Source organism: Bradyrhizobium sp. Ai1a-2 (genome assembly GCF_000426245.1).
GTDB lineage: Bacteria > Pseudomonadota > Alphaproteobacteria > Rhizobiales > Xanthobacteraceae > Bradyrhizobium.
Genome location: NZ_AUEZ01000014.1, coordinates 1 through 23,987, shown reverse-complemented (window position 1 = coordinate 23,987; position 23,987 = coordinate 1). Strand labels below are relative to the sequence as shown.

Below are 23,987 nucleotides of genomic sequence, written 5' to 3'. Positions count from 1 at the left end.
ACCCGGGGTATTTACTATGGGATTTGTTCCGTATCTTGATTTCGATAAGCTGACGCCCGAGGAAAAGAAGGACCTGAAGGATCTGCTCAAGCGCGAGCGGGCTGAGCTCGAAAAGGCATTGGCCTTGACCGAGAAAGGCTTGGCGAAGTTGGGCAAGGCGGCCAAAGCCAAAGCCAAGAAGAAAAAGAAGAAAAAGTCCAGGTAGACCTGGCAAGGTCTCCAAGCCATGCGCGGCTCGGACGCGTATCTCGCCGGGATATCTGTTCGAAACGCCGATGTAGAACTCGCAGCGTGCGCTTCCGGCGGCGCACGCCGGCGGGTTGCTTGTTGCCGTGGGGCGCGGTGAGCCGAGATGGGTCACCGCGCTTTACCACTTGAGCCAATCGCTTCCCCGGCATGACCGCGAGCAAGCGCAGAACCCGATCGGGTGAACCATCGGAGCCATCGGCGACGAAAACCAGGCTTCGTGTATTTCCCGCCGTTTCGCGCAACCGCGATCCTGCAAACTACGCCGGCGAGCTGATGCGGATCGCGCATTTCGCCGACCGCAACGGCTTCGAAGGAATCCTGCTGTTTGCCGGCAATGATGTGTTCATCGAGCCGTGGTCGATGGCCCAGCATATCCTCGCGCACACGCAACGTTGCGCGCCGCTGATCGCGGTCAATCCGGTCTACCTGCATCCGTTCACGGCGGCGAAACTGATCTCTTCATTTGCGCTGCTCTACGGACGGAAAGTCTACCTGAACATGATCACCGGGACTGCGCTGAGCGATCTGCACGGCTTGGGCGACGAGCAGTCCCACGCCGAGCGATATGCCAGGCTCGGCGAGTTCATCGCTGTGGTGCGCCAATTGTTCACGAGCACGCGGCCCCTTAGTTTCCGAGGCAGGTTCTACACCACGAACAATCTGCAAATCTGGCCGCGGTTGCCGGCGGAATTGATGCCGGAATTCCTGATCGCCGGCCAATCGGATGATGCCCGCCGCGTGGCGGCGGAGATGCAATGCCTGATGATGCAGATGCTCCCGCCCGACCTCGAACAGGGAATAAAGGCTCCCGGTTTGAATTTCGGGATCTTTGCCAGGAAGGGTCGCGAGGAGGCGAGGCGGGCCGCAAAGCTTCGATTTCAGGACAGCGACGACAATCGCGAATTGTTCAAGCTGACCACGGAGAACACGGATTCCGTCTGGAAGCGGCGGCTTGGCGACGATGAGCAGGACGGGGCGATCCACGATAACGGCTATTGGCTGCTTCCATTCCTGACCTTCCAGGCGGATTGCCCCTACCTTGTCGGCAGCTATGCCGAGATCGGCGCGAAGCTGCGCAGCTTCGCCGAGCTGGGCGTCGGCAATATCATCCTCGACGTGGTCGCGGACGAACAGGAACTCGAGCACGTCCGCAAGGCACTCGCCTGCAGCGGCGTGTTCTAGAGCTTCGGTTCTAAAGGGATCAGAACCGAAGCTCTGGATCCCTGTTTTGACGCGCTTTCTTTCACGCGAACCGGTGTCCCACTTCGCTCGAAAACGCTCTGATGGCGCATTGATTGCCGCCTACTTGGTCGGTCGGCGGCCTGTGCGCGGATTGAGCGGATCGGTCGGCGGTCGCCGCAGCGCTTCGGGCAGGAACGGCTCGTCCGGCGCGGGTGAGGGGGCGGCGCGGACGTCGGCCGCAGTCTGCGCCCGTTCATGCGGGCTTTGATTGTCATTGAACTTGCGCTTCACGTCGACGCCGCTGACGGGATCGTTGACGCCATGTTGGATGTCTCTGGTGTCCGTCATGATGTACCTCCCGAATGGTTCGGCGTACTCATTCGGAAACGTCGATGGCCGCCTGGTGTTCCGTTCGGTTCCCGCGCCAACAGAGGAACCCCGATGCTGCAGGCTGTGAATAGTCCGGGACGATACATTCTCGCTTATCGAGCCGACGTCGTCCTTCGCGATAGGTCTTTCGATTGAACGGGACCAATAAGCCTCTCGATCGAATTTTGGGGTTTCATCTGTAGTCAATCTTTCTCGTTCCGACATCACGCTGTGATCCGCGAACAGGACATTCAATCGGAGAAGGTCTCGATGCCAATCGAGCTCGTCACGCTGAAGCCGACACCTGGAATTGGTCAGCTGTGCGAAGATTGAGCGATCCACTTCGGTATGGTCCGAGAGCCGCTTCTGGTCGTTTTGGAACGCACGAGCATGCCATTGCGCGACGAGTTGCCGACTGAACCAAAAAAGGGACGAACATTCACTTTTGAGGACGTCTATCGGGACGAACTGGAACAGTTGAATGCGCGTCGTCGTGCGCTCAAGCGTGACACAGTCAAGGAGTCGGTTGGTGGCATGACCAGGCCGCGTCTGGAAGACTAGCCGATGGAGTTCTGCCGTTGACGACCGGCCTTGCACTGTCGGGCGGCGGCATCAGATCCGCTGCATTTTCGCTGGGAGTTTTGCAGGCGCTTGAAGTCGGCGGCAAGTTCGACAATCTCGACTATATCTCGTCGGTTTCCGGCGGCGGCTATATCGCATCCTCACTGGCCGCGAACCTTTATCTCGGGCAGGGTGAATTTCCCTTCGTCATGCGGAATCGCAACAATCTGAGGGATAGCCCCGCGATCGCGCATATCCGCGACAACGCCTCCTATTTGATTCCGAAAGGCGTCGGTGACCTCTTTGCTTCTCTGGTGGTCGTTATGAGAGGTTTGGTCACCTCGCTTTCGTTGGTCGTCGGCCCCCTGTTGTTGGCGGCCGCCTTTACGGTCTTTTGCAATCCCCGCTATGCCGATCTCTCGAATCCAGTTCTGTTCGGCATATCGCTATCGGATTTGGGATTGATTCCCGGCGCCGGCTTGACAACGCTGATGCTTCTCATCGGGGTCGTCTTCTTCTTTTGCTGGGCGATGGCGAGATCGGTCAAGGAACGTCGCGACGGCGATGGCGGTCGCGAATTCGTCGGACCGTTCCCACGAATTGGTCGCCTGCTTGTCATTGCCACGCTCTTGGCCGCCTTCGCCGAGTTCCAGCCACCGTGTATTGCCGGACTTTTCAAGCTTGCGCGACTGGTACAGGACGATGGAATCGGCATCGTCATTGTCCACTGGATGAAATGGTCGACGGCGATCTTTTCGCCGTTGGGTGCGGTAGCGGCATTTCTGTCCCGTCAACTCGGTGCCCTGTCGAACGCTGATCCATCGAACACCAAGGAGACAGAACGACGATGGTCGGTGTGGATCGTCAAGATCAGCGCTCAAATCGCGCTTTTGATCGCGGCGTTGTCGGTTCCGCTTCTGCTCTGGGCGATATATCTCTACCTGTGTTATTGGGGAATCGAGGTGCCGGGTTCGAGCCCATTTCCACAGACGCCGCAATGGCTGCTTGTCAGCGCTTCACTCTTCGGCCCTCCGAGCGGCCACACGTTCGCGCTGCTGTATCTTGCAGCGGGTCTTTTCTTTGTGACCATCACAAGCTTTCTGACGCCGAATGCGAATTCACTGCACAGGCTCTACCGCGACCGGTTGAGCAGCGCCTTCCTCTTTGGGCCGAAGAATTCGCGGAATGCGGCGCAGGGCGATTCGCTTCCGAGCGATGACGACGAAGTCAAGATCGCTAAACGGATTGAACTTTCCAGCCTCGCCAACACCTATGCACCCTATCCGATTGTCAACGTCGCGCTGAACATCCAGGGCTCGCGCTACGTCAACAAGCGCGGACGAAATGCAGAATTCTTTGTTCTAAGTCCCCTTTACATCGGGAGCGAGGCGACCGGATATGCTGAAACGACCAAGGCGCAGATCGCGGAGCCAGATCTGGATTTTGGAGCAGCTATGGCTATCTCGGCCGCGGCATATTCGCCCAGCATGGGTTCAAAAACCGTCCGTCTGCTCACACCGACGCTTGCGCTGCTGAACATCCGCCTTGGATATTGGATACGAAACCCGGCATTGATCCAAGCCGAAGACCGTCGTGCTGCCCCGGCCTCGAAACCGTTCTATCTGTTCCAGGAGATGTTCGGATTGCTCGATGAGACCAGCCGACAAATCTATCTCACGGATGGCGCTCATATCGAAGCATTAGGCATCTATGAGCTGTTGCGACGACGTTGCGGCACCATTATCGCGGTGGACTGCAATGACGATCCCGAAATGACGTTCTTCGACTTTGTGGTTCTGCAACGTTATGCGCGCATCGATCTCGGCATTCGCATCGAACTGCCATGGCAATCGATCAGGGAGCGTGCGCTGGCCACCTCGGCCGAGATGGCGGCTGCTGTTGTGAACGGGACCGATCCGGCTCGCCACTCGGGTCCGCACGCTGCATGGGGCCGGATTTTTTATCCCGGCGGAGCCGAGGGGCGGCTTCTCTATATCAAGACGTCGCTAACCGGCGACGAGAACGACTACATTCTCAATTACAAGCGCCGCTATCCCATTTTTCCCCATGAGCCCACCTCCGACCAGTTCTTTTCGGAAGAGCAATTCGAGGTCTATCGAGCGCTTGGATTTCACGAGGCGTTCAAGGCGATCGAAGATCTTGATGTGGTTGCGTCGGCGGATCAATCCCAAAGCGTCACGCCGGAACAGGAGCGCTCGGGCTCAGTAGTTGCTTCGGGATAAGCACGGACGCGTACCAACAGCAAACTGCTCCCTCAACGAGGAATGCTTGTTGCACGCCGCGCCATCCGACACACGATCCTGCTCCGAGGCTCGCCTCACACCCCGATCGCGTTCTTCGCCACCACGTCGCGATAGAACGTGGCGCTCAGTTTCGGCACGCGCGCCTGTGTCTCGAAATCCACGCGATAGAGGCCGAAACGCTTCTCATAACCGAAGATCCACTCGAAATTGTCCATCAGGCTCCAGAGGAAATAGCCGCGCACCGGAACGCCCTCCGATGTCGCGCGCTGGAGCTGCGTCAAATAGTTGCGCAGGTACATGATGCGGTCGAGATCGTAGACTTTGCCATCGGCCGTAAGCTTGTCCTCTGACGAGGTGCCGTTCTCACTGATATAGATATTCTCGACATTCCAGATCTTCGCCGCCAGCCGAGGTACCCAATAGATCGTTTCCGGACCGATCCGCAGCCATTCCGAGTTCATGTGCGGGAACGAGGTCGGAAACGGCAGCACGTTGAAATGTGGCTTGCGGTCCGACGCCGTGATGTAGAATTGCGGTGCATAGATATTGAGCCCGACGAAATCGGTCGCCGAAGCGATGATCTTCAATTCCTCGGGCGTGAATTTGGGCGCGTCGGCGCCGGCATATTCGAGGAAGCCCTCGGTGTATTTGCCCTCCAGGATCACGCCGAGGAAGCCCGCGTTCAATTCGCGCGTGGCGATTTCGGCGGCGCGGATGTTGTCCGGCGTCGCGATCGCGGGCACGCAGGCCGCGATATTCTCGGCGACGCCGACCCTGGTGCCGGAGCGTCCCTTGGCGCGGATCGCCTGCACCGCAAGCCCATGGCCGAGCGCGACGTGATGGCGCACCTGGTTCAACTGCGCCGTCGGCAGTTTGAGCCCGGGGGCGTCGATGCCCCAGCCATAGCCGAAATTGACGAACCTGCCGGCCTCGTTGACGGTGAAGATGTTCTTCACCCGGTCCGTGATGTGCTCCGCGATATAGGCCGCGTAGTCGCCGAACGCCTTTGAGGTCTCGCTCGATTGCCAGCCGCCGATGCGGTCCTGCAGCGCCTGCGGCAGGTCCCAGTGATAGAGCGTGGCATAGGGCTCGATGCCGTTCGCGAGCAATTCGTCGATCAGGCGGTTGTAGAAGTCGAGCCCCTTCGGGTTCGGCGCACCTGCACCTTCCGGGAACACCCGCGGCCAGGCGATGGAGAATCGATAGGCCTTGACGCCGAGGTCCCTGATCAGCGCCACGTCTTCCTTGTAGCGGTGATAGTGCTCATTGGCGCGGTCGCCATTGCTCTTGTCCTCGATCTTGCCGGGCGTGTGGCTGAAAGTGTCCCAGATCGAGCGGCCGCGGCCGTCCTCGTTCACCGCGCCCTCGATCTGGTAGGATGACGTTGCGGTGCCCCAGACAAAGCCGGCGGGAAACGGGCCGGGCGCGTGTGGGTCGGCGGCCGCGGCCGGCGTCACGTTGCTCTCCGCGGCAGCGGCCGGCGCCGCCATGCCGAGCGCGGAAATGCCCGCAAGCTTGGCGAAGTGCCGGCGCGAAAATCTACCGAACATCAGTCATCACTCCGGTCGGGTTGGCATCGATCTGGTAGACCGAGATCCGGTCGATCTCGAAGGCGACGCTTTCGGGCGAACTGGCATCGACGAAACCGACGCCGAGAAAGAACTTCGACCCCATCGCAAGATTGACGATCATGTACATGGGATCATCGTATCCTATGGGCACCCTGATGTCGGAGACCGGCTTGCGGTCGATGAAATAGATCAGCCGATCTTCTTCCCACAGCACACCATAATTATGGAATTCGGATTCCGCGCCGGGCAGGTTGAAATCAAATCCGCAGGACTGGATGCGTTGTGTCGACGGAATTCGCCAGTGCGTCGTCATCACGACGTCGCCGGGCCGCTCGCCCCGTCCTTCCACGACGTCGACTTCCGGGGGCCAGCCGCCGTCGTCGGCGAGCATCCAGAACGCCGGCCACACGCCGCGGCCCAGCGGCATCTTCGCGCGGATTTCGAAATAGCCGTATTTCTGCGAGAACTTGCCCTGCGTCGTCAGGATGCCCGAGATGTACTCATTGTCGAACAGCGCCGGCTTCAGATCGGGCGGCGTGCGGCTGGCGACGATCGACAGCACGCCATTGTGGACCCTGAACGGGTCAAGCCCCAGCGGGGTGTTCATCCGGCCGCCATAGCGGGGATCGACATAGATCTGCTGCTCGCCATTGGCGCTGGTCTTGCGTTTGAAATCGGAGCCGTCGCCGCCCCAATAGCGGGCCTCCGGCCACGCCGCGCCGCCGGCATAGTGCGGCACCCACCTCCCGCCCGCCAATGGATGTTCGTCAAAATCGTCGCTGAAGGTCCGGTGCAGCGATCGGAAGGCAAGTGATGTGGGCGGCTGATCCTCAACGCGGCGGCACGCAGTGGTCGTTGGATCAGTGGTCACCTGCAGGGTGAGCGCGGCCGACGCCGCTTCGAGATCGTCGTGGGCGGCCAGGGCCGGCGCCGTCACGGCGACATAACCAATCACGAGCAGAATTCTCGGGGTCAATTCGCCGATCATCTCCAGCCTGCAGCGGGTAGGTTAATCTACGTTAACCTTTCGCGCCGCTGCCGGGCAAGTCGCGTGTGGGTGTGCATACGCGTCATCGTGCTGGAATGTAACGCCGCGGTGATCGCGGCAGAGGTTCCGTTAATCGGGTTCGCCTTCGGCCTATTGTTGACGCGGGGCGGTCGCGCGCCTGGAAGGGCCGATCGCCGATATCGACCGCGGATTGGCGAAGCACGAATTCAGGCCATACTTCCAGCCAACCTTCGACCTGCGCACCGGCGCGATCACCGGATGCGAGGTGCACGGTTTCAAGGTCGCGATGGGTGTCGGCCACAGTGGTCTGTCCCAGATCAAGCGGCTCGGCGTCAACACCATGAAGATCGACAAGTTCTTCGTCGATACCATCGTGCAGGATGGCTCCGCCGCGACCATCGTCGAGATGTTGGCGCCGCATAACGCTTTGCCTGCAACCGGCTCACCCCTATAGTGGTGTCTCAAGACAGCATTGGTCCTGAGAGGTCACGTGACTGCACAAAATCCTGCAGCAGGCAAGCCGGTCGATCCCGCTTCGCTTGCGAACATCCCGCGGCTCGTCACGGCGTATTTTGCATCGAAGCCCGATCCCGCTGACGCCACGCAACGGGTTTCCTTCGGAACCTCCGGCCATCGCGGTTCCTCGCTGCGAAATTCGTTCAACGAGGATCATATCCTCGCAACCACGCAGGCGATCTGCGACTATCGCCGCGAAGCCGGACTGACCGGGCCGCTTTTCATCGGCATCGACACCCACGCGCTGGCCGAACCGGCGCTGGCGAGCGCGGTCGAGGTGTTCGCCGCCAACGGCGTCGAGATCATGATCGACGAGCACGGCGGCTATACGCCGACGCCGGTCATCTCGCACGCGATCCTGACCCACAACAGGGGCAAGACCTCCGGCCTTGCGGATGGTGTTGTCATCACGCCGTCACACAATCCGCCGGAAGACGGTGGCTACAAATACAACCCGCCGCATGGCGGCCCCGCCGACACCGACGTCACCGGCACTATCGAAAAGAACGCCAACCGCTATCTCGAAGCCGGGTTGAAGGGCGTTACGCGGATGGCCTACGACCGTGCGAGCAAGGCGCCGACGACACATCTTTACGATTACATCACGCCCTATGTCGCCGATCTCGACAACACGGTCGACCTGGCGCTGGTCAAATCCGCCGGCGTCAGGATCGGCATCGATCCGCTCGGCGGCGCGGCGGTGCATTTCTGGCAGCCGATCATCGAGCGCTACGGGATCAATGCGACCGTGGTGAATGATGCGGTCGATCCGACCTTCCGCTTCATGACCGCAGATTGGGACGGCAAGATCCGCATGGATTGCTCCTCGCCTTACGCGATGGCGAGCCTGATCCAGATGCGCGAGAAGTTCGATGTCGCGTTCGCCAACGACACCGATGCCGACAGGCACGGCATCGTGACGCGCTCGGCCGGTCTGATGAACCCCAACCACTTCCTTGCGGTGTCGATCGCCTATCTGTTCGGCCAGCGCCCGCAATGGAGCGCGAACGCCGCGATCGGCAAGACCATCGTCTCCTCCTCGATCATCGACCGCGTCGCGAAGAAGCTGAATCGCAAGCTGGTGGAAACGCCGGTCGGCTTCAAATGGTTCGTCGAAGGGCTCGGCACCGGCGCGTTCGGCTTCGCGGGCGAGGAGAGCGCCGGCGCGTCGTTCCTGAAGCGCGACGGCTCGGTCTGGACCACCGACAAGGACGGCATCATCCTGGGCCTGCTTGCCGCGGAAATGATCGCCAAAACCGGACGCGACCCGAGCCAGCTGTTCGCCGATCTCACTGCCGAGCTCGGCGTGCCCTTCTATGAGCGCATCGATGTCGCGGCGACGCCGAAGCAGAAGAGCGCGCTCAAGGCCGTGGGTCCGGAGCAGCTCAACATGAAGGAGCTCGCCGGCGAGCCGGTGCGCGCGGTCAGGACCAAGGCGCCGGGCAACGACCAGTCGTTCGGCGGCATCAAGGTCGAGACCGAGTCCGGGTGGTTCGCGGCGCGGCCGTCGGGCACCGAGGACGTCTACAAGATCTACGCCGAAAGCTTCCGCGGCGAGGATCACCTGAAGCGGATCCAGAGCGATGCGCAGGCAGCGATCGCGAAAGTTTTCGGATAGGGACCTGCCGGCATCGCCATGCGTATTCTGCTCACCGGTTCCTCCGGCTGGCTGGGGCGCTTCCTCGCGCCGAGACTCCGGCAAGCCGGCCATCATGTGATCGGCCTCGATATCGTCGCGGGCGAAGCGACTGATGTGATCGCCTCGGTCGCCGATCGCGCGGTCGTCGAGCGAGTGTTCGCGGATTACGGCATCGAGGCCGTGATTCATGCGGGCGCCCTGCACAAGCCCGATATCGCGCGCTTTTCGCCGCAGGCCTTTGTCGACGTCAACGTATCAGGCACGCTCAATTTGCTACAGGCGGCGGTGGCCGCACGTCATGACCGCTTCATCTTCACCTCGACGACGTCGCTGATGATCTCGCAGGCGATCCGGGAAGGCGAGGGACATGCTGCGGTGTGGCTTGACGAGACGGCTGGGCCGCTCGAACCGCGCAACATCTATGGCGTGACCAAGCTTGCCGCCGAGGGGCTCTGCCGCATCTATAGCCGGGAGCACGGGCTGAACTGCGCCGTGCTGCGCACCAGCCGGTTCTTTCCGGAGGAGGACGACACCGAGCGGGGAATCTCCGGCGAGAATCTCAAAGCGAACGAATTTTTGCATCGCCGCCTCACCGTCGAGGACGCCGCGGACGCGCATCTGGCTGCGCTGGACAGGGCCAGAGGTTTCGAGATCTTCATCGTCAGCGCACCGCCGCCTTTCGCGCCGGCCGAGGTCGAAGCCCTGAAATCGGACGCCGCGGGCGTGATCGCGCGCCATTTCCCTGAGGCGCCCGCGCTCTACGCCAGGCGGAATTGGCGCTTGCCCCGCAGCATCGGCCGCATTTACGATCCCGCCAAGGCCGAGCGCTTGCTCGGCTTCCGTGCCCGGACCGATTTTGCCGAAGTGCTCGGCGCACTGCGCCGCGGCACGGCGCTCCCCTTCGCGCACGATCCCGACTACGTCTCGCCGTCCACGAGGTTGCAGCATGGCTGATTTCCACGGCGTCTTTCCCTACCTGGTCTCGCCGCTCGATCCCGCGGGCCATATCCGCAGCGAGGTGCTGGGCCGGCTGTGCGATGATCTGATCAAGGCGGGCGTGCACGGACTGACGCCGCTCGGCTCGACCGGCGAATTCGCCTATCTCAACAATGCGCAACGCGCGCACGTGGTGCAGACGACCATCGAGGCCGCCAATGGACGCGTGCCGGTCGTTGCCGGCGTCGCCTCGACCTCGACGGCGGATGCGGTCGCGCAGGCGAGGGCCTATCAGAAGCGCGGAGCGGCCGGCATTCTCGCGATCCTCGAAGCGTATTTTCCGCTGCCGGATGCACAGGTCGAATCCTACTTCCGCGCCATCGCTGATGCCGTGGACATTCCCGTGGTGATCTACACCAACCCGCAATTCCAGCGTTCGGACCTGACGCTCGACGTCATCGAGCGCCTCGCCGCCCATCCGCGCATCGGCTACATCAAGGACGCCTCGACCAACACCGGCCGGCTGCTCTCGATCATGAACCGCTGCGGCGACAACATCAAAGTGTTCTCGGCCTCCGCCCATATTCCCGCCGCGGTGATGCTGATCGGCGGGCTTGGCTGGATGGCCGGTCCCGCCTGCATCATCCCTAGGCAGAGCGTCGAGCTCTATAATCTCTGCCGCCGCGAGCGCTGGGACGAGGCGATGACGCTGCAACGGAATCTCTGGCGCATCAACGAGGCCTTCGCCCGCTTCAACCTCGCCGCCTGCATCAAGGCCGGCCTCTCGATCCAGGGCTATGACGTCGGCGACCCCATCCCGCCCCAGGCGCCCCTGACGGAAGAGCAGCGCAAGGCGGTGGAAGCCGCGCTGCAGGAGTTAAGCTGAACCAGCGCTTCCCGATCGCGCCGGATTGAAAGAAGGTAACGCAAACGTTCGTTTTAAGCAGCTAATTGGCTTCCCACATCTAGTGCGAGATACAACTAGAAAGGAACCAGCCATGAAAATCGCAGCAATCATGCTGGCAACTGCACTTGCTCTTTCGAGCGGGGCGGCGCTGGCGCAGACGGCGGGACAGACAGCCGGAACTGCTGGCTACGGGTCGGTCGTCGGGCCGTCAGTGGGATCGTACAATTGGCCGTCGGTGGGCTCGACAACCGCAGTTCCCACCTGGAGCAACACGACAAACGCGGCGCCTCTGCCCGGTCGCCTGCAGTCAGGCAACGCGCCGTTCGGTACTTCCACGGTTCGCAGGTAGCCACCGTAAGGTGGGCAAAGGCGCACTTGCGCCGTGCCCACCACTTCTTGCTCAGCTCGTGATGGTGGGCACGCTGCGCTTTGCCCATTCCACCTCTCAGACGTCGTTGCGATGCAAGTTATTGCGCCCTCTCCCCTTGTGGGAGAGGGCTGCGCCGGCGGGAGCCACGAACTCATTTGGGTGAGGGGGGTCTCTCCACGCGCACAGTCGCCCGCGGAGACAACCCCTCATCCGGCGCACATTGCATGCGCGCCACCTTCTCCCACAATGGGAGAAGGTAAGGGCGTCTACACCGCCCGCAGTCTCTCTGGCGGTGTCTCGCGGATCAACGCTTCCAAATCGCGTTGCTCCAGCGTCTCCTTCTCCAAGAGCTTCTTCGCCGCGCGGTCGAGGACGGCGCGCCGTGCGCTCAGGATGCCCTGGGTGCGCTGGAATACGCGCTCGACGATGTCGCGCACCTCGTGGTCGACTACGGCCGCGGTCTCGTCCGCATAGTCGCGTTCCGGCATGGAGTAGGGCCGGTCGGCGCCCGCGAGGAAATTGCCGGGCTCGCGGTCATAAGCGATGCTGCCGAGCTTTTCCGACATGCCGTAGCGCGTCACCATGCTGCGGGCGATATCGGTCACCCGGCGCAAATCGTCGGCCGCACCTGTGGAAAGATGGTTGAACACGATCAGCTCGGCGACGCGCCCGCCGAGCAGCACCGCCATCTTGTTCTCCAGTTCTTCCTTCGTCATCAGGAAGCGGTCCTCGATCGGACGCTGGATGGTATAGCCGAGCGCGCCGACGCCGCGCGGAATGATCGAGACCTTGTGCACGGGATCGACGCCCGGCAGCGACAGCGCCACCAGCGCGTGACCCATCTCGTGATAGGCGACGATCTCGCGCTCCTTCGGATTGAGCAGCCGGTTGCGTTTTTCGAGCCCGGCCACCATGCGCTCGATCGCATTGGTGAAGTCGCTCATGGTGACGGCGTCGCCGCCGCGGCGCGTCGCCAGCAGCGCGGCCTCGTTGACGAGGTTGGCGAGATCGGCGCCGGTGAATCCCGGCGTCAGCGCTGCGACCGCCTCGGGATCGACGCCGGGCGCAAGCTTCACCTTCTTGATGTGAACCTTGAGGATGTCGATGCGTCCCTTCTTGTCGGGACGGTCGACCAGCACCTGACGGTCGAAGCGGCCGGCGCGGAGCAGTGCCGGATCGAGGATTTCCGGCCGGTTGGTGGCGGCGAGGATCACGAGTCCGGAACGGGAGTCGAAGCCGTCGAGCTCGACCAGGAGCTGGTTCAGCGTCTGCTCCTTTTCGTCATGGCCACCGGCGAACGGGCCGATGCCGCGGGCGCGGCCGAGCGCATCGAGCTCGTCGATGAAGATGATCGCGGGCGCCTTCTGGTGCGCCTGCTGGAACAGGTCGCGCACGCGCGCGGCACCGACGCCGACGAACATCTCGACGAATTCGGAGCCGGAGATCGAGAAGAACGGCACCTTGGCCTCGCCGGCAACCGCCTTGGCGAGCAGCGTCTTGCCGGTGCCGGGCGGGCCGACCAGCAGCACGCCTTTGGGCATGCGCCCGCCGAGCCGGCCATACTCGGTCGGGTTCTTCAGGAAGTCGACCACCTCGCGCAGCTCGTCCTTGGCCTCGTCGACACCGGCGACATCGCTGAAATTCACGCCGGTATCGGCCTCGACATAGATCTTGGCCTTGCTCTTGCCGATCGCCATCAGCCCGCCGCCGAAGCCTCCGCCTTGCGCGGCGCGCTTGGCGATGAACCACCACAGGCCGAAGAACAACAGCACCGGCATGATCCACGAGAGCAGATCGCGCAGCAACGTGCTCTCGATCTGCCCGGTGAAGCGGACGTTATATTTCTCGAGCTCTTGCGCGACCTCCGGATCGACGCGCGTGGTGATGAACTGCTTCTGTCCGCCGGGCAGCGGCTCTTTCAGGGTGCCTTGCAGCGTGCGGTCGGAGATGCCGACGCTCTCGATCTTCCCCTGCTTCAGAAATTGCTGATATTCGCTGTAGGGGATCGCGGCGATCTTGCTCGCGCTGACATAGACGTATTGAACGAGCAGGATGCCGAATATCGCCGCAACCGCATAGCCGATATTGAAACGCAGCTTGTTGTTCATGACCGCCCTCCGATCAACCCCGATACGGGCCGCTCCAAGCGTCGGTCCGATGGCCTTGGACGTACCCCCGAGCGGGCCGCCGACACTTTGCCATTATGGAACAACTAGCGCGCCTCCGCCCGGTTTCAACCCTTAAGCGCGGCAAAAGGCGCCGGGGCGCCGACGCCTTGCATCGGCATTGTCGCCGCAAACGAGGCAGTTGCCACGCGGTTGGGCACCGAGGGCGTGATCATTATGCGCACCGCGCCCGGTTCTCCGGCAGAGCGTGCCGGAATTCGCGGCGTCGATTCCGCGTCAGGCAATCTCGGCGACATCATCACGGCGGCAGACGGCAAGCCGGTCCACCGGTGCGGCTTGGCCTGAAGCGTGGCTCGAAGACGCGATGTCAATGTCGACATCGTCGATATCGGCCGCACGCAATAAAATTCCCGTCATTGCTCTGCGATTAGTCGTCCATCCTTCTTATGCGCGGGCGGGATGGCGTGTCTGCTCTCGTCCGCCGTCGGTTGTCTCGCGGCAAAAATCCGCTAAAACGCGCACCATCTCAAGAAGACTTGAAGGACGGACTGATGAACATTCTTCCCGGCAATTTGCGTTTCGGTGCGGGCCAGCCGGTCAAGCGTTTGGAAGACCAGCGACTGCTCACCGGGAGGGGACAGTTCATCGACGACAAGCCGGAAGACGGCGCGTTGTGGCTGCATGTGCTGCGCTCCCCGCATGCCCACGCCCGGATCGTTTCGATCGATGCCAAGGCGGCCGCCGAGATGCCGGGTGTAGAGGCGGTCTATACCGGCGCCGATCTCCTGGCCGACAATATCGGCACCATTCCGACGCTTGCGATCTTCAAGCGGCCCGATGGCTCGCCGATGACGGTGCCGCCGCGCCGGCTGCTCGCGCATGAAATGGTGCGCTTTGCCGGCGAGCCGGTGGCGGTCGTGGTCGCGACCTCGCGCGTGCTGGCGCAGACCGCATCCGAAGCGATCGTGGTCGATTATGACGTGCTGCCCTCGGTGGTCGATCCGGTCGAGGCGATCAAGCCCGGCGCGCCGGCGGTGTGGCCGGAAGCGCCCGACAACATCGTCGCCGCGATGAGCTATGGCGATGCCGCCAAGGTCGAGGAAGCCTTTGCGAACGCGGACCATGTGGTCTCGCTCGACCTCGTCAGCCAGCGCCTGGTACCGTCGGCGATGGAGCCGCGCTCGACGATTGCCGAGATCGAGAAGAAGACCGGCCGCCTGATCCTGCATGTGCAGTCTCAGACTCCGGGTTCGACCCGCGACGTGCTGGCGGAGGCGATCCTGAAGCGGCCGAAGGAAAGCGTGCGCGTGCTGGTCGGCGATATCGGCGGCGGCTTCGGCCAGAAGACCAATCTTTATCCGGAAGACGGCATCGTCGCCTATGCCGCCACCAAGCTGAACAAAAAGGTCCGCTGGCGTGGCGACCGCACCGACGATTTCGTCGGCGGCACCCATGGCCGCGACCTTACCTCGACCGGCGAGTTCGCGCTCGACGCCAAGGGCCGCGTGCTCGCCTATCGCGTGCGCTCGATCGGCGGCACCGGCGCCTATTCTTCCGGCGCCGGCAACATCATTCCACTTGTGCTTGGGCCGTTCGTGCAGACCGGCGTCTACGATCTGCCGCTGGTGCATTTCGAGGTGAAGTCGGTGATGACCCACACCGCGCCAGTCGGTGCCTATCGCGGCGCGGGTCGGCCGGAAGCGGTGTTCATCGTCGAGCGCCTGTTCGACGCCGCGGCGCGTCAGATCGGCATGGACCCGCGCACGATCCGCAAAGTCAACTACATCAAGCCGGTGCAACTGCCGTACACCAATGCGGTCGGCCAGGTCTATGATTCCGGAGCCTTCGCGCACATGCTGGAGCGCGCCTCCGATCTCGCCGATTGGAACGGCTTTACCGCACGCAAGAAGGCCGCGAAGAAGAAGGGCCTGCTCTACGGCCGCGGATTGACCAGCTACATCGAGTGGACCGGCGGCCGCGCGCACACCGAAAAGGTCAGCCTGCATGCGACCGCGGAGGGCCGCATCATCCTGCATTCCGGCACCATGGCGATGGGGCAGGGCCTGCAGACCACTTACACCCAGATGATCTCGGATACGCTCGGCATTCCCCTTGATAAGATCGATGTCGTGCAGGGCGACACGGATTTGGCCACCGGCTTCGGCAGCGTCGGCTCGCGCTCGCTGTTCGTCGGCGGCACCGCCGTGGCGGTTTCGTCCAACGACATGATCAACAAGGCGCGCGAAAAGGCCTCCAACCTGCTGGAAGCTTCTGCCGACGACATCGAGTATCGCGACGGGTTCCTAACCGTGGTCGGCACCGACAAGCGCGTCAGCCTGTTCGAGATCGCCAAGAAGGAAGACGGCGCGCGGCTATCGGTCGACAGTCAGGGCGAGGTCGACGGCCCGAGCTGGCCGAACGGCACGCATATTTGCGAGGTCGAGATCGATCCGGAGACCGGCGTCACACGCGTGGTGCGCTACACCACGGTCGACGACGTCGGCGTCGCCGTCAACCCGATGCTGGTGACGGGCCAGATTCACGGCGGCGTCGCGCAAGGCATCGGGCAGGCGCTCTATGAGGGCGTCGCCTATAGCGAGGAAGGCCAGCTCTTGACTGCGACCTATCAGGATTATTGCGTGCCGCGCGCGGCCGATGTGCCGCCGATCGTGGTCACGCTCGATCCGTCCGCGCCGTGCAAGACCAATCCGCTGGGCGCCAAGGGCTGCGGCGAGTCCGGAGCGATCGGCGGCCCGCCCTGCATCACCAACGGCGTGATGGACGCGCTCAGCGAGCTCGGCATCACCAGGCTCAACACCCCGCTGACGCCGATAAAGATCTGGAAAGCGATCCAGGACGCGAAGGCCGCGCAGGATTAAGCTCCGTTCTCTCCGCGTGATTGCGAGGCGCGTAGCGACGAAGCAATCCATGTCTCCGCAAGTGGCGCCATGGATTGCTTCGCTTGCGCTCGCAATGACGTGTGGGGCCGCTGTGGCCTGAACCAATTTGAACTAAAAGCGCCCGTCATCCTCTCGTCATTCCGGAATGCGCCCCGGAATGACGAAAAAACTGCAGTTTGCTGTCTCCGATCTGCTACTCTGGCGCGAAGGCAGACCGGGAGGATTGCGATGCGGAAAATTTGGAGCGTGCTGGCGGCGCTGGCGACGTTGAGCCTCACCAATTGCGGCTACAACGCCATCCAGTCCAATGACGAGCAGGTCAAGTCGAGCTGGTCGGAAGTGGTCAACCAGTATCAGCGTCGCGCCGATCTCGTGCCGAACATCGTCAATAGCGTGAAGGGTTTTGCGCAGCAGGAGAAGGATGTGCTGCTCGGCGTCACCAATGCGCGCGCCAAGGTCGGCAGCATCCAGGCCACGCCGGAAGTGCTGAACGATCCTGCCGCGTTCCAGAAATTCACGCAGGCGCAGGGCGAGCTCACGGGCGCACTGTCACGGCTTCTGGTCGTGACCGAGAACTATCCACAGCTCAAGTCTGACGCGCTGTTCCGCGATCTGATGTCACAGCTCGAAGGCACCGAGAACCGCATCACGGTGGCGCGCAACCGCTACATCAAGGCGGTGCAGGAATACAACGTCGGCATCCGCACCTTCCCGAACAACCTCACCGCGATGCTGTTCGGCTACAAGGAGAAGCCGAACTTTACAGTCGAGAACGAGAGGGAGATTTCGGTGGCGCCGAAGGTCGACTTCAACCCGTCGCCGTCGCCCGCGAAATAATTCAACGCGCGAACTTGTCCGATGAATGCCGCACGCGCCATCCTGCTTGCGCTGCTGCTGGGCTGGATTTTTCCAGCCTTCGCCGAAGTCGCGGTGCCGCCGCTCACCGGCCGTGTCGTCGACACGACCGGAACGCTGTCGCCGGGCGACATCGCCTCGCTAACGCAGACGCTCGAGGACCTGGAGAAACGCAAGGGCAGCCAGATCGCGGTGCTGATCGTGCCGACCACGGGCGAAGAGACCATCGAGCAGTTCTCGATCCGCGTCGCGGAAGCCTGGAAGATCGGCCGCAGGAAGATCGACGACGGCGCGTTGCTCGTCATCGCCAAGAATGATCGCCATTTGCGCATCGAGGTCGGCTATGGCCTCGAAGGCGTGCTTACGGATGCCACGACAAGGCGCATCATCGACGAGGTCATCACGCCGAAATTCAAGACCGGCGATTTCGCTGATGGTGTCGCTGCCAGCATCAACCGGATGATCGGCCTGGTCGACGGCGAACAGCTGCCGGCGCCGGAGCCCGAACATTGGCAGGCGCCTAACCTCTTCGACCAGATCGATCCATTCAATCCTTTCGTCATTGTCGGCATCTTCGTGCTGGGCTCTTTTCTGCGCACGATGCTCGGGCGGCTGCTCGGCGCCGCCGCCACCGGCGGCATCGTCGGCTTCTTCGCCTGGATGCTTGCGGGTTCACTTGGCGCCGCGGTGCTGCTTGCGATCATCGCTGTTGTCGTCACCTTGCTCGCCGGCAGTTGGGGTTGGGGCGGTCCGGGCGGTTATCGCCGCGGCGGCTGGCCGGGCGGCGGTTATGGCGGCGGCTATGGCGGCTCCTGGCCCGGCGGCGGCCGCGGCTCCCGCGATGACGGCGGCTTCAGCGGCAGGGGCGGCGGCTTCGGCGGCGGCGGCGCATCGGGGAGTTGGTAGCATGGACATCCGGCGCATCGGCAGGCACCTCGTCGAGCACCGCTGGCGGGTGCAGCGCCTGTTTTCGCCGCGCGTGCTCGGCGCAATCGAACAGGCGATCAAGTCGGGCGAGACCACCCATTCCGGCCAGATCCGCTTCGTCGTTGAAGGCGCGCTCGACGGCGCGCCGCTGTTGCGCAACCAGTTGGCGCGCGAGCGGGCGCTCGACGTGTTCGCGCATTTGCGCATCTGGGATACCGCGCACAACAATGGCGTCCTGATCTACCTCCTGCTCGCCGATCGCGACGTCGAGATCGTTGCGGATCGCGGTATCCACGCCAAGGTGGGAGCGGAAGGCTGGGAGGCTATTTGTCGCATCATGGAAGAGGATTTCCGTGCCGGCGATTTCGAGCATGGGTCGATCAAGGGCATCGAGGCCGTCTCACGCGAACTCGCCAGGCATTTCCCTACGCAGGGCCGCGGTCCCAACGAACTGCCGGATGCGCCGGTGGTGATATAGCGGGGCGCGAAGCGAACCCGGAATGACAAAGCGTATCGGCGTCTCGATACCGCCGCCGTCCGGTCATGTTCGGTTCATCCGGCCTTCCTCAAAATTGACGTCATCTGCTTCACAGTCTGTGACCCACGTCGTGATGGCCCGGAAAGTTCCTTAAATTTCGGTAAGACCTCGTGCCAGTAACGATTTCGCAAGCAATAAAAGTTACCAAATGGTCAACCAAATCTGGAGACTTTGCACGTGAGTGAGCAAGAGCGCGCCCCGATCCAAGCTGAAGCCGGGGCCAACGGCGCCGGGCCGGCCGCTCCGTCCGCCGCAAGCGAACCGGTGTCGGCGTCCGCGTCTTCGGCCGACATCAAGGCGCCGGAGATCGCAGCAAGCCCGGAAGAGACGGCGCCCAAAGCGGACGCTCCCAAGTTGGAGGCACCGAACTTTGAGGCGCCGAAATCCGATACTCCCAGGTTCGAAGCGATCAAGGCCGAGCCGCCCAAGGCCGAGCCGACCCGGATCGAACCGGCTGCGCCGGAAGCGCCGCGCGCCCCTGGCAAGCTCATGATCATGTCGCCCGGCGATCGCATCTGGGACGACGAAGGCGTGGCCGCAAAGCCCGTCAATGATGAGAAGCCGGCATCGTCGGGCAAGCGCCGCTTCTCCGCGATGGCAGCGGTCGTCGTGCTCGCGACCGCGGCAGGCGCCATCGGCGGCGCACTCGCCACTGCAGGTCTCGGCTATTACGCGAAGCCCGCTACGGCGGCAGCAGCAATGGTTCCGCCGAAGGACACCGCGCTCGAAGCCTCGATCGCGCGCATCGATGCCGATGTCGCGGCGCTGAAGGCCGGGACCGAGCACGCCTCCAAGACCGGAACGAGCCAGTCCAACAGGACCAATGATCGCCTCGACAGGCTCGAGAAGGCGCAGGCCGAGCCGGCCGCGAAACTCGCCAAGCTCAGCGAGACTGTCGAGAAGCTGAAGGCTGCTTCAGTCGCGCCGGCCCCGGTCGCCGCGGCTCAGCCCGCCGCGGCCAAGGATGTGACCGGCAGCGTGACGCCGCCGGCGACCACGGCGGCTGCTGCGGCTCCGAAGCCCGAAATCGGCCGCATGCCGACGGTGGAAGGCTGGGTGCTGCGCGACGTCAGCAACGGCGGCGCGCTGATCGAAGGCCGCCGCGGTCTCTACGAGGTCTATGCCGGCGATCCCGTTCCCGGCCTCGGCCGCGTCGATGCGATCCGCCGCCAGGACGGCCGCTGGGTCGTCATCACCAGCAAGGGCCTGATCGTCGCGCGCTAGATTCGAAAGCGTCGTAGCCCGGGTGGAGCGTCAGCGTAACCCGGGGCCGCTCGCGAATAGGGACGCAGATGTCCCGGGTTGCGCGTTCGCTCCACCCGGGCTACGGGGTCCCCGAGAGGTGAAACTTCTCACCGCGATGTGAAACGGCTTTTGACTTGAATACGTCCCGCTGCGCGGTGTTAGTGGGGCATGAGCCGTGCGCTGCGCTTCCTCACGATCCTGCTCGCCGTGTTGTGCGGCGCCTTGGCGGCGCGTGCCGCGCAGGACAAGGCGCTGGAGCGCGGCACGGCGATTACTGACCCATCAGTGCTCCGTGATCTCGATCGCGGCAGGTTCGGCCTCGGCCGCATGCTGTCGCCGCAGCGATCGACGGATCTTCCACTCGATAATGCCGAACTGTTCGCGCTGCCGTCGATGGCGCTGATCCGTGCGGCGCTCGATCGAGAGTTCGATCGTTACATCTCAAAGCATGAGCGAGATCTTCCGAACGAAACCATCGGCGTCGGCGATGGCTTCGCCTTCCAGCTGTTCGATCGCGCGCAGCTTTACTCCGCGGCAACGCGCTTTGTGCTGGCCGGCATCGTCAACCGCATGGACCGCGCTTACGTCTCGCCCGAAAGCTGCGGCGAAATCCGCCTGATCTATCGATTGACGCGCGTGGATGCACCCGTGATCGGCGAGAACGCGGTCTCGCAGCGCCTGCCGATGACGCTCAATCTGGTGTTGAAGGCGAAGGGCGAGGGCGCGCGCGATCGAAACGGTGCCACGATCAGTTGCCGAGAGATCGCGCGCCGCTGGCTTGCCATCAGTGACGTTTCGTCAGCGGGCGAGGGCGGACTTGAAAAGCTCACCGGCAAGGACGGCCCGCTCGACCTGATCGGCTATCAGAATATCGAGCAGATCGAAACCAACCTGCAGATCGCGCATGCGCCGAAATCGCCCACGCGCGATTTCCGCACCGACTATCTCTTGAAAGTGTTCAACTACATCAGCGACACCGGGCGCTTCGAGGAAGCGCCGCTGGAGAACCAGATCGACCGCGATCGCATCCTTGCCGATGAGAGCCTGAAGCGCGAGTTCAAGAGCTGGCTGCTCGATCCCAGGCATTTCGCCGAGCTCGACCGCGGCACGATCCTGGTCCCGGAGAAATTCCTCGCCAAGGCCGCGATCGCGCCGACACCGGTCGGGTTCGACTTTTCGGAACTGCAACCCGAATATGGCATGATGCACGGTGAAGGCAGCGCGGCTGCATTCGATGACAATGATGTCGTCGGCGCGCTCAAGAAGGCGGCGGAAGACGGCACCAGGCTGCAGAACATCCGCTCGGTCGCGGGCTTCGAGCGCCGGCTCAACGATATCACCTGTGCCGGGTGTCACCAGACCCGTGGCATCGGCGGCTTCCATTTTCCCGGCGTCGACTGGATGGCGGCCAAGCCGTCGAATACGACGGTGGTGCCGGCCTCGCCGCATTTCTTCGGCGACCAGGTCCGCCGCCGCGACATCCTCGCTGCGTTCGCCCACGGCAGCCAGCCGAATTTCTCCCGCGGCTTCTCCAACCGTCCGCAGCTACGCGGCAGCACCGAGCTTGCCGGCACCGAATATGAGGACGGCTGGGGCGCCCATTGCTATCAGCAGAGTGCGAAAGCCGCCGACAGCGATCCGAGTTTTCGCAACTGGACCTGCGCCGAAGGGCTGACGTGCCAGGCTGCCGGCAAGACCTCGCGCATCGGCATGTGCTTCATCAAGAGCCCGTAAAGCTGCGCTCACCTCTCCCCAGGGCGAGGCGAGCGGCAGCCTGAATTACTCTCGTCACGCGTTGTGTGCTATCCTGCGCGCGGAGGCCGCCCATGAGCGCATCCGACGACAAGCAGCGCGACCGCAAGATCGCCGAGAACGAGGCCGAACGGCAGATGATCGGCGCCGTCCGCGTCAGCACCTGGGCGATCGCCATCACCATTATTGTCGTCGCGATCGCAGCCGGCATCGTCTGGGCGTGGCTGAGCCGCTGACCTCACGCGTAATGCTTCAGCCGTTTTCCCGGCAACAGATCGTAGGCCGACTTCCAACCCGGCAGCGCCGCGATGCGGCCGAGCCAGGCATGAACGGCCGGATGGCTCTTGGCGAACTCATAGCCGGTCTCGTCGCTCGGATAATGCAGGTAGGCCATCATCGAGAAATCGGTCACCGTGGGCCGCGCGCCGATAACGAAGGCCTTGTCTTGCAGATGCCGTTCGAGGATGCCGAGATAGTCATCGATCCGGCCGCGCAGAAACTTCAGCACGTCTGGGTTTGATGATGGCATGAAGGTCCGCTGGAAGCGGTAGGTCGCCATGTAGCCGGTGAGCTTGTGATTGTCCCAGAACAGCCAGCGCAGCAGCTCGAACTGCTCCTGCGCATTGCCGGCGCCGAACCGGCCATATTGCTCGGCCAGTTTCAACAGGATCGGCGCGGTCTGGGTCAGCCGCACGCCGTCCTCCTCCAGCACCGGGATCTCGCCCATCGGGTTGACGTTGGCGCGCCATTCGGCGGTCCGCGTCACGCCGCCGCCGAAGTCGGTCCACACGCCCTCGAACGTCTCGCCGCACAACGTCAGCATCAGCGCGAGCTTGTAGCTGTTCCCCGACTCCGGGAAGTAATGTAGCCGGTAGGCAGGCATATTGCGCTCCTGTTCGGTGTCCGACTTGCCAGTGCAGGTTACGATACGTAATATCCGAAAAACAGAACATTTGTTCTGTTGGCGGCGCAATGCAGCAATGCAACGGGAGTCAAATTGGCGAAGCAGGCCGACCACGAGATAACTGCACGCGAGCGTCCGCTGATGGAAGCGACCCTTCGCATCATTGGCCGTTCCGGGATCGATCGCGTGACCCATCGCGCGGTCGCGACCGAAGCCGGCATGTCGCTCGGCGCCGTAACACATCATTTTGCCACGCGCGATATCCTGGTCGACGCTGCGCTGCGCTTCGCATTGACGCGCGAGGTCGGACGGCTGCAGGCGCTATCGCTCAGCCTGCAAAGCAAGGCGTTCGATGTCGAAGCCTGGATCGAGGAACTCGTCGGCTGGTACGGGCAGGAATTGAAGACCCAGCCCGACATTCACATTGCCTGCTATGAGGTGTTCCTCGCCGCCGCGCGTAGCGAGCGCTACCGGCCCATCGTGGCCGAATGGTTCGACACCTGGCGGCAAAGCTCCGAGCTCGCGCTCCGCGCAGCCGGCTCGATGAGCCCGCGCGCGCATGCCGAGCTATTCGTGTCCACGCTGATCGGAATCCTGTTGCAGCAACTCGCCATCCCGCGCCGCAGCTTCCGGCAGGAGACCAGGGCAACGCTGCTGGACTTGGTCGAGGGGTTGATCGGGAAGAAGTGAGCCTGCGAGCTTACTTCGACGGCGCCAATTATTGCGCCCTCTCCCCTTGTGGGAGAGGGCAGCTCAGCCATTGGCCGCAAGTTCGTTTGGGTGAGGGGTTCTCTCCACAGGCACCGTCGCCCGCGGAGACAACCCCTTGTATCTGCACGGGCACGATTTGTGCGATGGAAGCGACTTAGCGCCTTGGCCGGTGGCCACCGGCCAAGGCGCGTGGCGAAGTCGCCCGTTACCCCTCCGGCCACAACCGTGGATGAGCTCTGGGATCTTTGCCATGTCACGTACGACCGAACAGTCGCTTGAGTTCCAATCGCATGGACAAGGCAGGTTACCGTGAAGAAGACGATTTGTGGAGTGGACGTTTCGAAAGCCCGGCTCGATGTCTGCATCGAACCCGGGCATCGGTTTGCGAGCTTCAATAACGATACGGCAGGCTTTGCAGAACTGGCCGCGTTCTGCCGTGACCAGGCGGTCGACCTG

Annotated in this window: 22 protein-coding genes; 17 read left to right on the top strand and 5 right to left on the bottom strand. The window is 62.9% G+C overall.

From position 1 onward, the window contains the following. The first annotated feature begins 16 nt into the window (after window positions 1–16). Together K288_RS0112245 and K288_RS45330 are read left to right on the top strand one after the other, a co-directional pair. On the top strand, window positions 17–205 hold the full coding sequence (locus K288_RS0112245; protein WP_027579813.1) for a hypothetical protein: 189 nt from the start codon (window positions 17–19) through the stop codon (window positions 203–205). A gap of 191 nt (window positions 206–396) precedes the next feature. Beyond that, complete coding sequence (locus K288_RS45330) at window positions 397–1,431, top strand: LLM class flavin-dependent oxidoreductase (protein ID WP_051334495.1); 1,035 nt, start codon at window positions 397–399, stop codon at window positions 1,429–1,431. A 120-nt stretch (window positions 1,432–1,551) separates the two neighbouring features. Here the strand turns inward: K288_RS45330 and K288_RS0112235 are convergent, their stop codons facing one another. Continuing rightward, on the bottom strand, window positions 1,552–1,779 hold the full coding sequence (locus tag K288_RS0112235) for a hypothetical protein (protein WP_027579812.1): 228 nt from the start codon (window positions 1,777–1,779) through the stop codon (window positions 1,552–1,554). 411 nt (window positions 1,780–2,190) lie between these two features. Here K288_RS0112235 and K288_RS53605 point away from each other — a divergent pair, with 411 nt between their 5' ends. After that, window positions 2,191–2,361: a hypothetical protein gene (locus tag K288_RS53605; RefSeq protein WP_160168965.1), complete on the top strand. Its 171-nt coding sequence runs from the start codon at window positions 2,191–2,193 to the stop codon at window positions 2,359–2,361. Between the two features lie 17 nt (window positions 2,362–2,378). Then, entirely contained in the window at window positions 2,379–4,604 is a 2,226-nt protein-coding gene (locus tag K288_RS0112220; RefSeq protein WP_027579810.1) for a patatin-like phospholipase family protein, read from the top strand. A gap of 95 nt (window positions 4,605–4,699) precedes the next feature. Here K288_RS0112220 and K288_RS0112215 read toward each other — a convergent pair whose 3' ends face one another. Further along, window positions 4,700–6,175: a GH1 family beta-glucosidase gene (locus K288_RS0112215; RefSeq protein ID WP_027579809.1), complete on the bottom strand. Its 1,476-nt coding sequence runs from the start codon at window positions 6,173–6,175 to the stop codon at window positions 4,700–4,702. Continuing rightward, window positions 6,165–7,184 carry a glycoside hydrolase family 16 protein gene (locus K288_RS45325; RefSeq protein WP_051334494.1) on the bottom strand — a complete coding sequence of 340 codons (1,020 nt, stop codon included), beginning with the start codon at window positions 7,182–7,184 and terminating at the stop codon, window positions 6,165–6,167. The genes K288_RS0112215 and K288_RS45325 overlap by 11 nt, the downstream gene beginning before the upstream one ends. Window positions 7,185–7,395: 211 nt before the next feature. Here K288_RS45325 and K288_RS0112205 point away from each other — a divergent pair, with 211 nt between their 5' ends. The 4 genes from K288_RS0112205 to K288_RS0112190 are packed head-to-tail and all read left to right on the top strand — an operon-like array spanning window position 7,396 to window position 11,182. Next, window positions 7,396–7,659 (top strand): EAL domain-containing protein, encoded by a 264-nt coding sequence (locus K288_RS0112205; RefSeq protein WP_027579808.1) that lies wholly within the window; start codon window positions 7,396–7,398, stop codon window positions 7,657–7,659. 36 nt (window positions 7,660–7,695) lie between these two features. Beyond that, the gene (pgm, locus tag K288_RS0112200; RefSeq protein WP_027579807.1) at window positions 7,696–9,339 is read left to right on the top strand and encodes a phosphoglucomutase (alpha-D-glucose-1,6-bisphosphate-dependent); all 1,644 of its coding nucleotides are present in this window, start codon (window positions 7,696–7,698) and stop codon (window positions 9,337–9,339) included. Window positions 9,340–9,357: 18 nt separating this feature from the next. Continuing rightward, window positions 9,358–10,314 carry an NAD(P)-dependent oxidoreductase gene (locus tag K288_RS0112195; protein ID WP_027579806.1) on the top strand — a complete coding sequence of 319 codons (957 nt, stop codon included), beginning with the start codon at window positions 9,358–9,360 and terminating at the stop codon, window positions 10,312–10,314. Beyond that, window positions 10,307–11,182, top strand: coding sequence for a dihydrodipicolinate synthase family protein (locus K288_RS0112190; protein WP_027579805.1), 876 nt, complete (start codon window positions 10,307–10,309; stop codon window positions 11,180–11,182). The genes K288_RS0112195 and K288_RS0112190 overlap by 8 nt, the downstream gene beginning before the upstream one ends. 657 nt (window positions 11,183–11,839) lie before the next feature. Here the strand turns inward: K288_RS0112190 and ftsH are convergent. Then, window positions 11,840–13,681 carry an ATP-dependent zinc metalloprotease FtsH gene (gene ftsH / locus K288_RS0112185; protein ID WP_027579804.1) on the bottom strand — a complete coding sequence of 614 codons (1,842 nt, stop codon included), beginning with the start codon at window positions 13,679–13,681 and terminating at the stop codon, window positions 11,840–11,842. A 225-nt stretch (window positions 13,682–13,906) separates the two neighbouring features. Between ftsH and K288_RS50505 the strand changes: the two genes are divergently transcribed. The 8 genes from K288_RS50505 (at window position 13,907) to K288_RS54085 (ending at window position 22,152) form a co-directional block, all read left to right on the top strand. Beyond that, window positions 13,907–14,044, top strand: coding sequence for a hypothetical protein (locus K288_RS50505; RefSeq protein WP_343207790.1), 138 nt, complete (start codon window positions 13,907–13,909; stop codon window positions 14,042–14,044). A 206-nt stretch (window positions 14,045–14,250) separates the two neighbouring features. Then, window positions 14,251–16,578: a xanthine dehydrogenase family protein molybdopterin-binding subunit gene (locus tag K288_RS0112175; protein ID WP_027579803.1), complete on the top strand. Its 2,328-nt coding sequence runs from the start codon at window positions 14,251–14,253 to the stop codon at window positions 16,576–16,578. Between the two features lie 249 nt (window positions 16,579–16,827). Beyond that, window positions 16,828–17,436: a LemA family protein gene (locus K288_RS0112170; protein ID WP_027579802.1), complete on the top strand. Its 609-nt coding sequence runs from the start codon at window positions 16,828–16,830 to the stop codon at window positions 17,434–17,436. A 21-nt stretch (window positions 17,437–17,457) separates the two neighbouring features. After that, complete coding sequence (locus tag K288_RS0112165; RefSeq protein ID WP_027579801.1) at window positions 17,458–18,360, top strand: YgcG family protein; 903 nt, start codon at window positions 17,458–17,460, stop codon at window positions 18,358–18,360. Window position 18,361: 1 nt separating this feature from the next. After that, window positions 18,362–18,859: a TPM domain-containing protein gene (locus K288_RS0112160; protein ID WP_027579800.1), complete on the top strand. Its 498-nt coding sequence runs from the start codon at window positions 18,362–18,364 to the stop codon at window positions 18,857–18,859. Window positions 18,860–19,090: 231 nt separating this feature from the next. Next, on the top strand, window positions 19,091–20,143 hold the full coding sequence (locus tag K288_RS0112155; protein WP_043159707.1) for a hypothetical protein: 1,053 nt from the start codon (window positions 19,091–19,093) through the stop codon (window positions 20,141–20,143). Between the two features lie 189 nt (window positions 20,144–20,332). Continuing rightward, entirely contained in the window at window positions 20,333–21,898 is a 1,566-nt protein-coding gene (locus tag K288_RS0112150; protein ID WP_027579798.1) for a hypothetical protein, read from the top strand. 92 nt (window positions 21,899–21,990) lie between these two features. Beyond that, window positions 21,991–22,152, top strand: coding sequence for a hypothetical protein (locus K288_RS54085; RefSeq protein WP_201449670.1), 162 nt, complete (start codon window positions 21,991–21,993; stop codon window positions 22,150–22,152). Between the two features lie 2 nt (window positions 22,153–22,154). Here K288_RS54085 and K288_RS0112140 read toward each other — a convergent pair whose 3' ends face one another. Beyond that, window positions 22,155–22,799, bottom strand: a complete 645-nt coding sequence (locus K288_RS0112140; RefSeq protein WP_027579797.1) for a glutathione S-transferase family protein — start codon at window positions 22,797–22,799, stop codon at window positions 22,155–22,157. 114 nt (window positions 22,800–22,913) lie between these two features. On the opposite strand from K288_RS0112140, the gene K288_RS0112135 reads away from it, so the two are divergent. Further along, on the top strand, window positions 22,914–23,510 hold the full coding sequence (locus tag K288_RS0112135; protein WP_027579796.1) for a TetR/AcrR family transcriptional regulator: 597 nt from the start codon (window positions 22,914–22,916) through the stop codon (window positions 23,508–23,510). Window positions 23,511–23,987: the final 477 nt, after the last annotated feature.

Coding starts and splice junctions, on each gene's coding strand:
- K288_RS0112165 (WP_027579801.1), top strand. CDS start 17,458: ATGAATGCCGCACGCGCCATCCTGCTTGCGCTGCTGCTGGGCTGGATT.
- K288_RS0112245 (WP_027579813.1), top strand. CDS start 17: ATGGGATTTGTTCCGTATCTTGATTTCGATAAGCTGACGCCCGAGGAA.
- K288_RS0112160 (WP_027579800.1), top strand. CDS start 18,362: ATGGACATCCGGCGCATCGGCAGGCACCTCGTCGAGCACCGCTGGCGG.
- K288_RS0112150 (WP_027579798.1), top strand. CDS start 20,333: ATGAGCCGTGCGCTGCGCTTCCTCACGATCCTGCTCGCCGTGTTGTGC.
- K288_RS0112175 (WP_027579803.1), top strand. CDS start 14,251: ATGAACATTCTTCCCGGCAATTTGCGTTTCGGTGCGGGCCAGCCGGTC.
- K288_RS45330 (WP_051334495.1), top strand. CDS start 397: ATGACCGCGAGCAAGCGCAGAACCCGATCGGGTGAACCATCGGAGCCA.
- K288_RS0112195 (WP_027579806.1), top strand. CDS start 9,358: ATGCGTATTCTGCTCACCGGTTCCTCCGGCTGGCTGGGGCGCTTCCTC.
- K288_RS0112190 (WP_027579805.1), top strand. CDS start 10,307: ATGGCTGATTTCCACGGCGTCTTTCCCTACCTGGTCTCGCCGCTCGAT.
- ftsH (WP_027579804.1), bottom strand. CDS start 13,681: ATGAACAACAAGCTGCGTTTCAATATCGGCTATGCGGTTGCGGCGATA.
- K288_RS0112170 (WP_027579802.1), top strand. CDS start 16,828: ATGCGGAAAATTTGGAGCGTGCTGGCGGCGCTGGCGACGTTGAGCCTC.
- K288_RS0112140 (WP_027579797.1), bottom strand. CDS start 22,799: ATGCCTGCCTACCGGCTACATTACTTCCCGGAGTCGGGGAACAGCTAC.
- K288_RS45325 (WP_051334494.1), bottom strand. CDS start 7,184: ATGATCGGCGAATTGACCCCGAGAATTCTGCTCGTGATTGGTTATGTC.
- K288_RS53605 (WP_160168965.1), top strand. CDS start 2,191: ATGCCATTGCGCGACGAGTTGCCGACTGAACCAAAAAAGGGACGAACA.
- K288_RS54085 (WP_201449670.1), top strand. CDS start 21,991: ATGAGCGCATCCGACGACAAGCAGCGCGACCGCAAGATCGCCGAGAAC.
- K288_RS0112215 (WP_027579809.1), bottom strand. CDS start 6,175: ATGTTCGGTAGATTTTCGCGCCGGCACTTCGCCAAGCTTGCGGGCATT.
- K288_RS0112235 (WP_027579812.1), bottom strand. CDS start 1,779: ATGACGGACACCAGAGACATCCAACATGGCGTCAACGATCCCGTCAGC.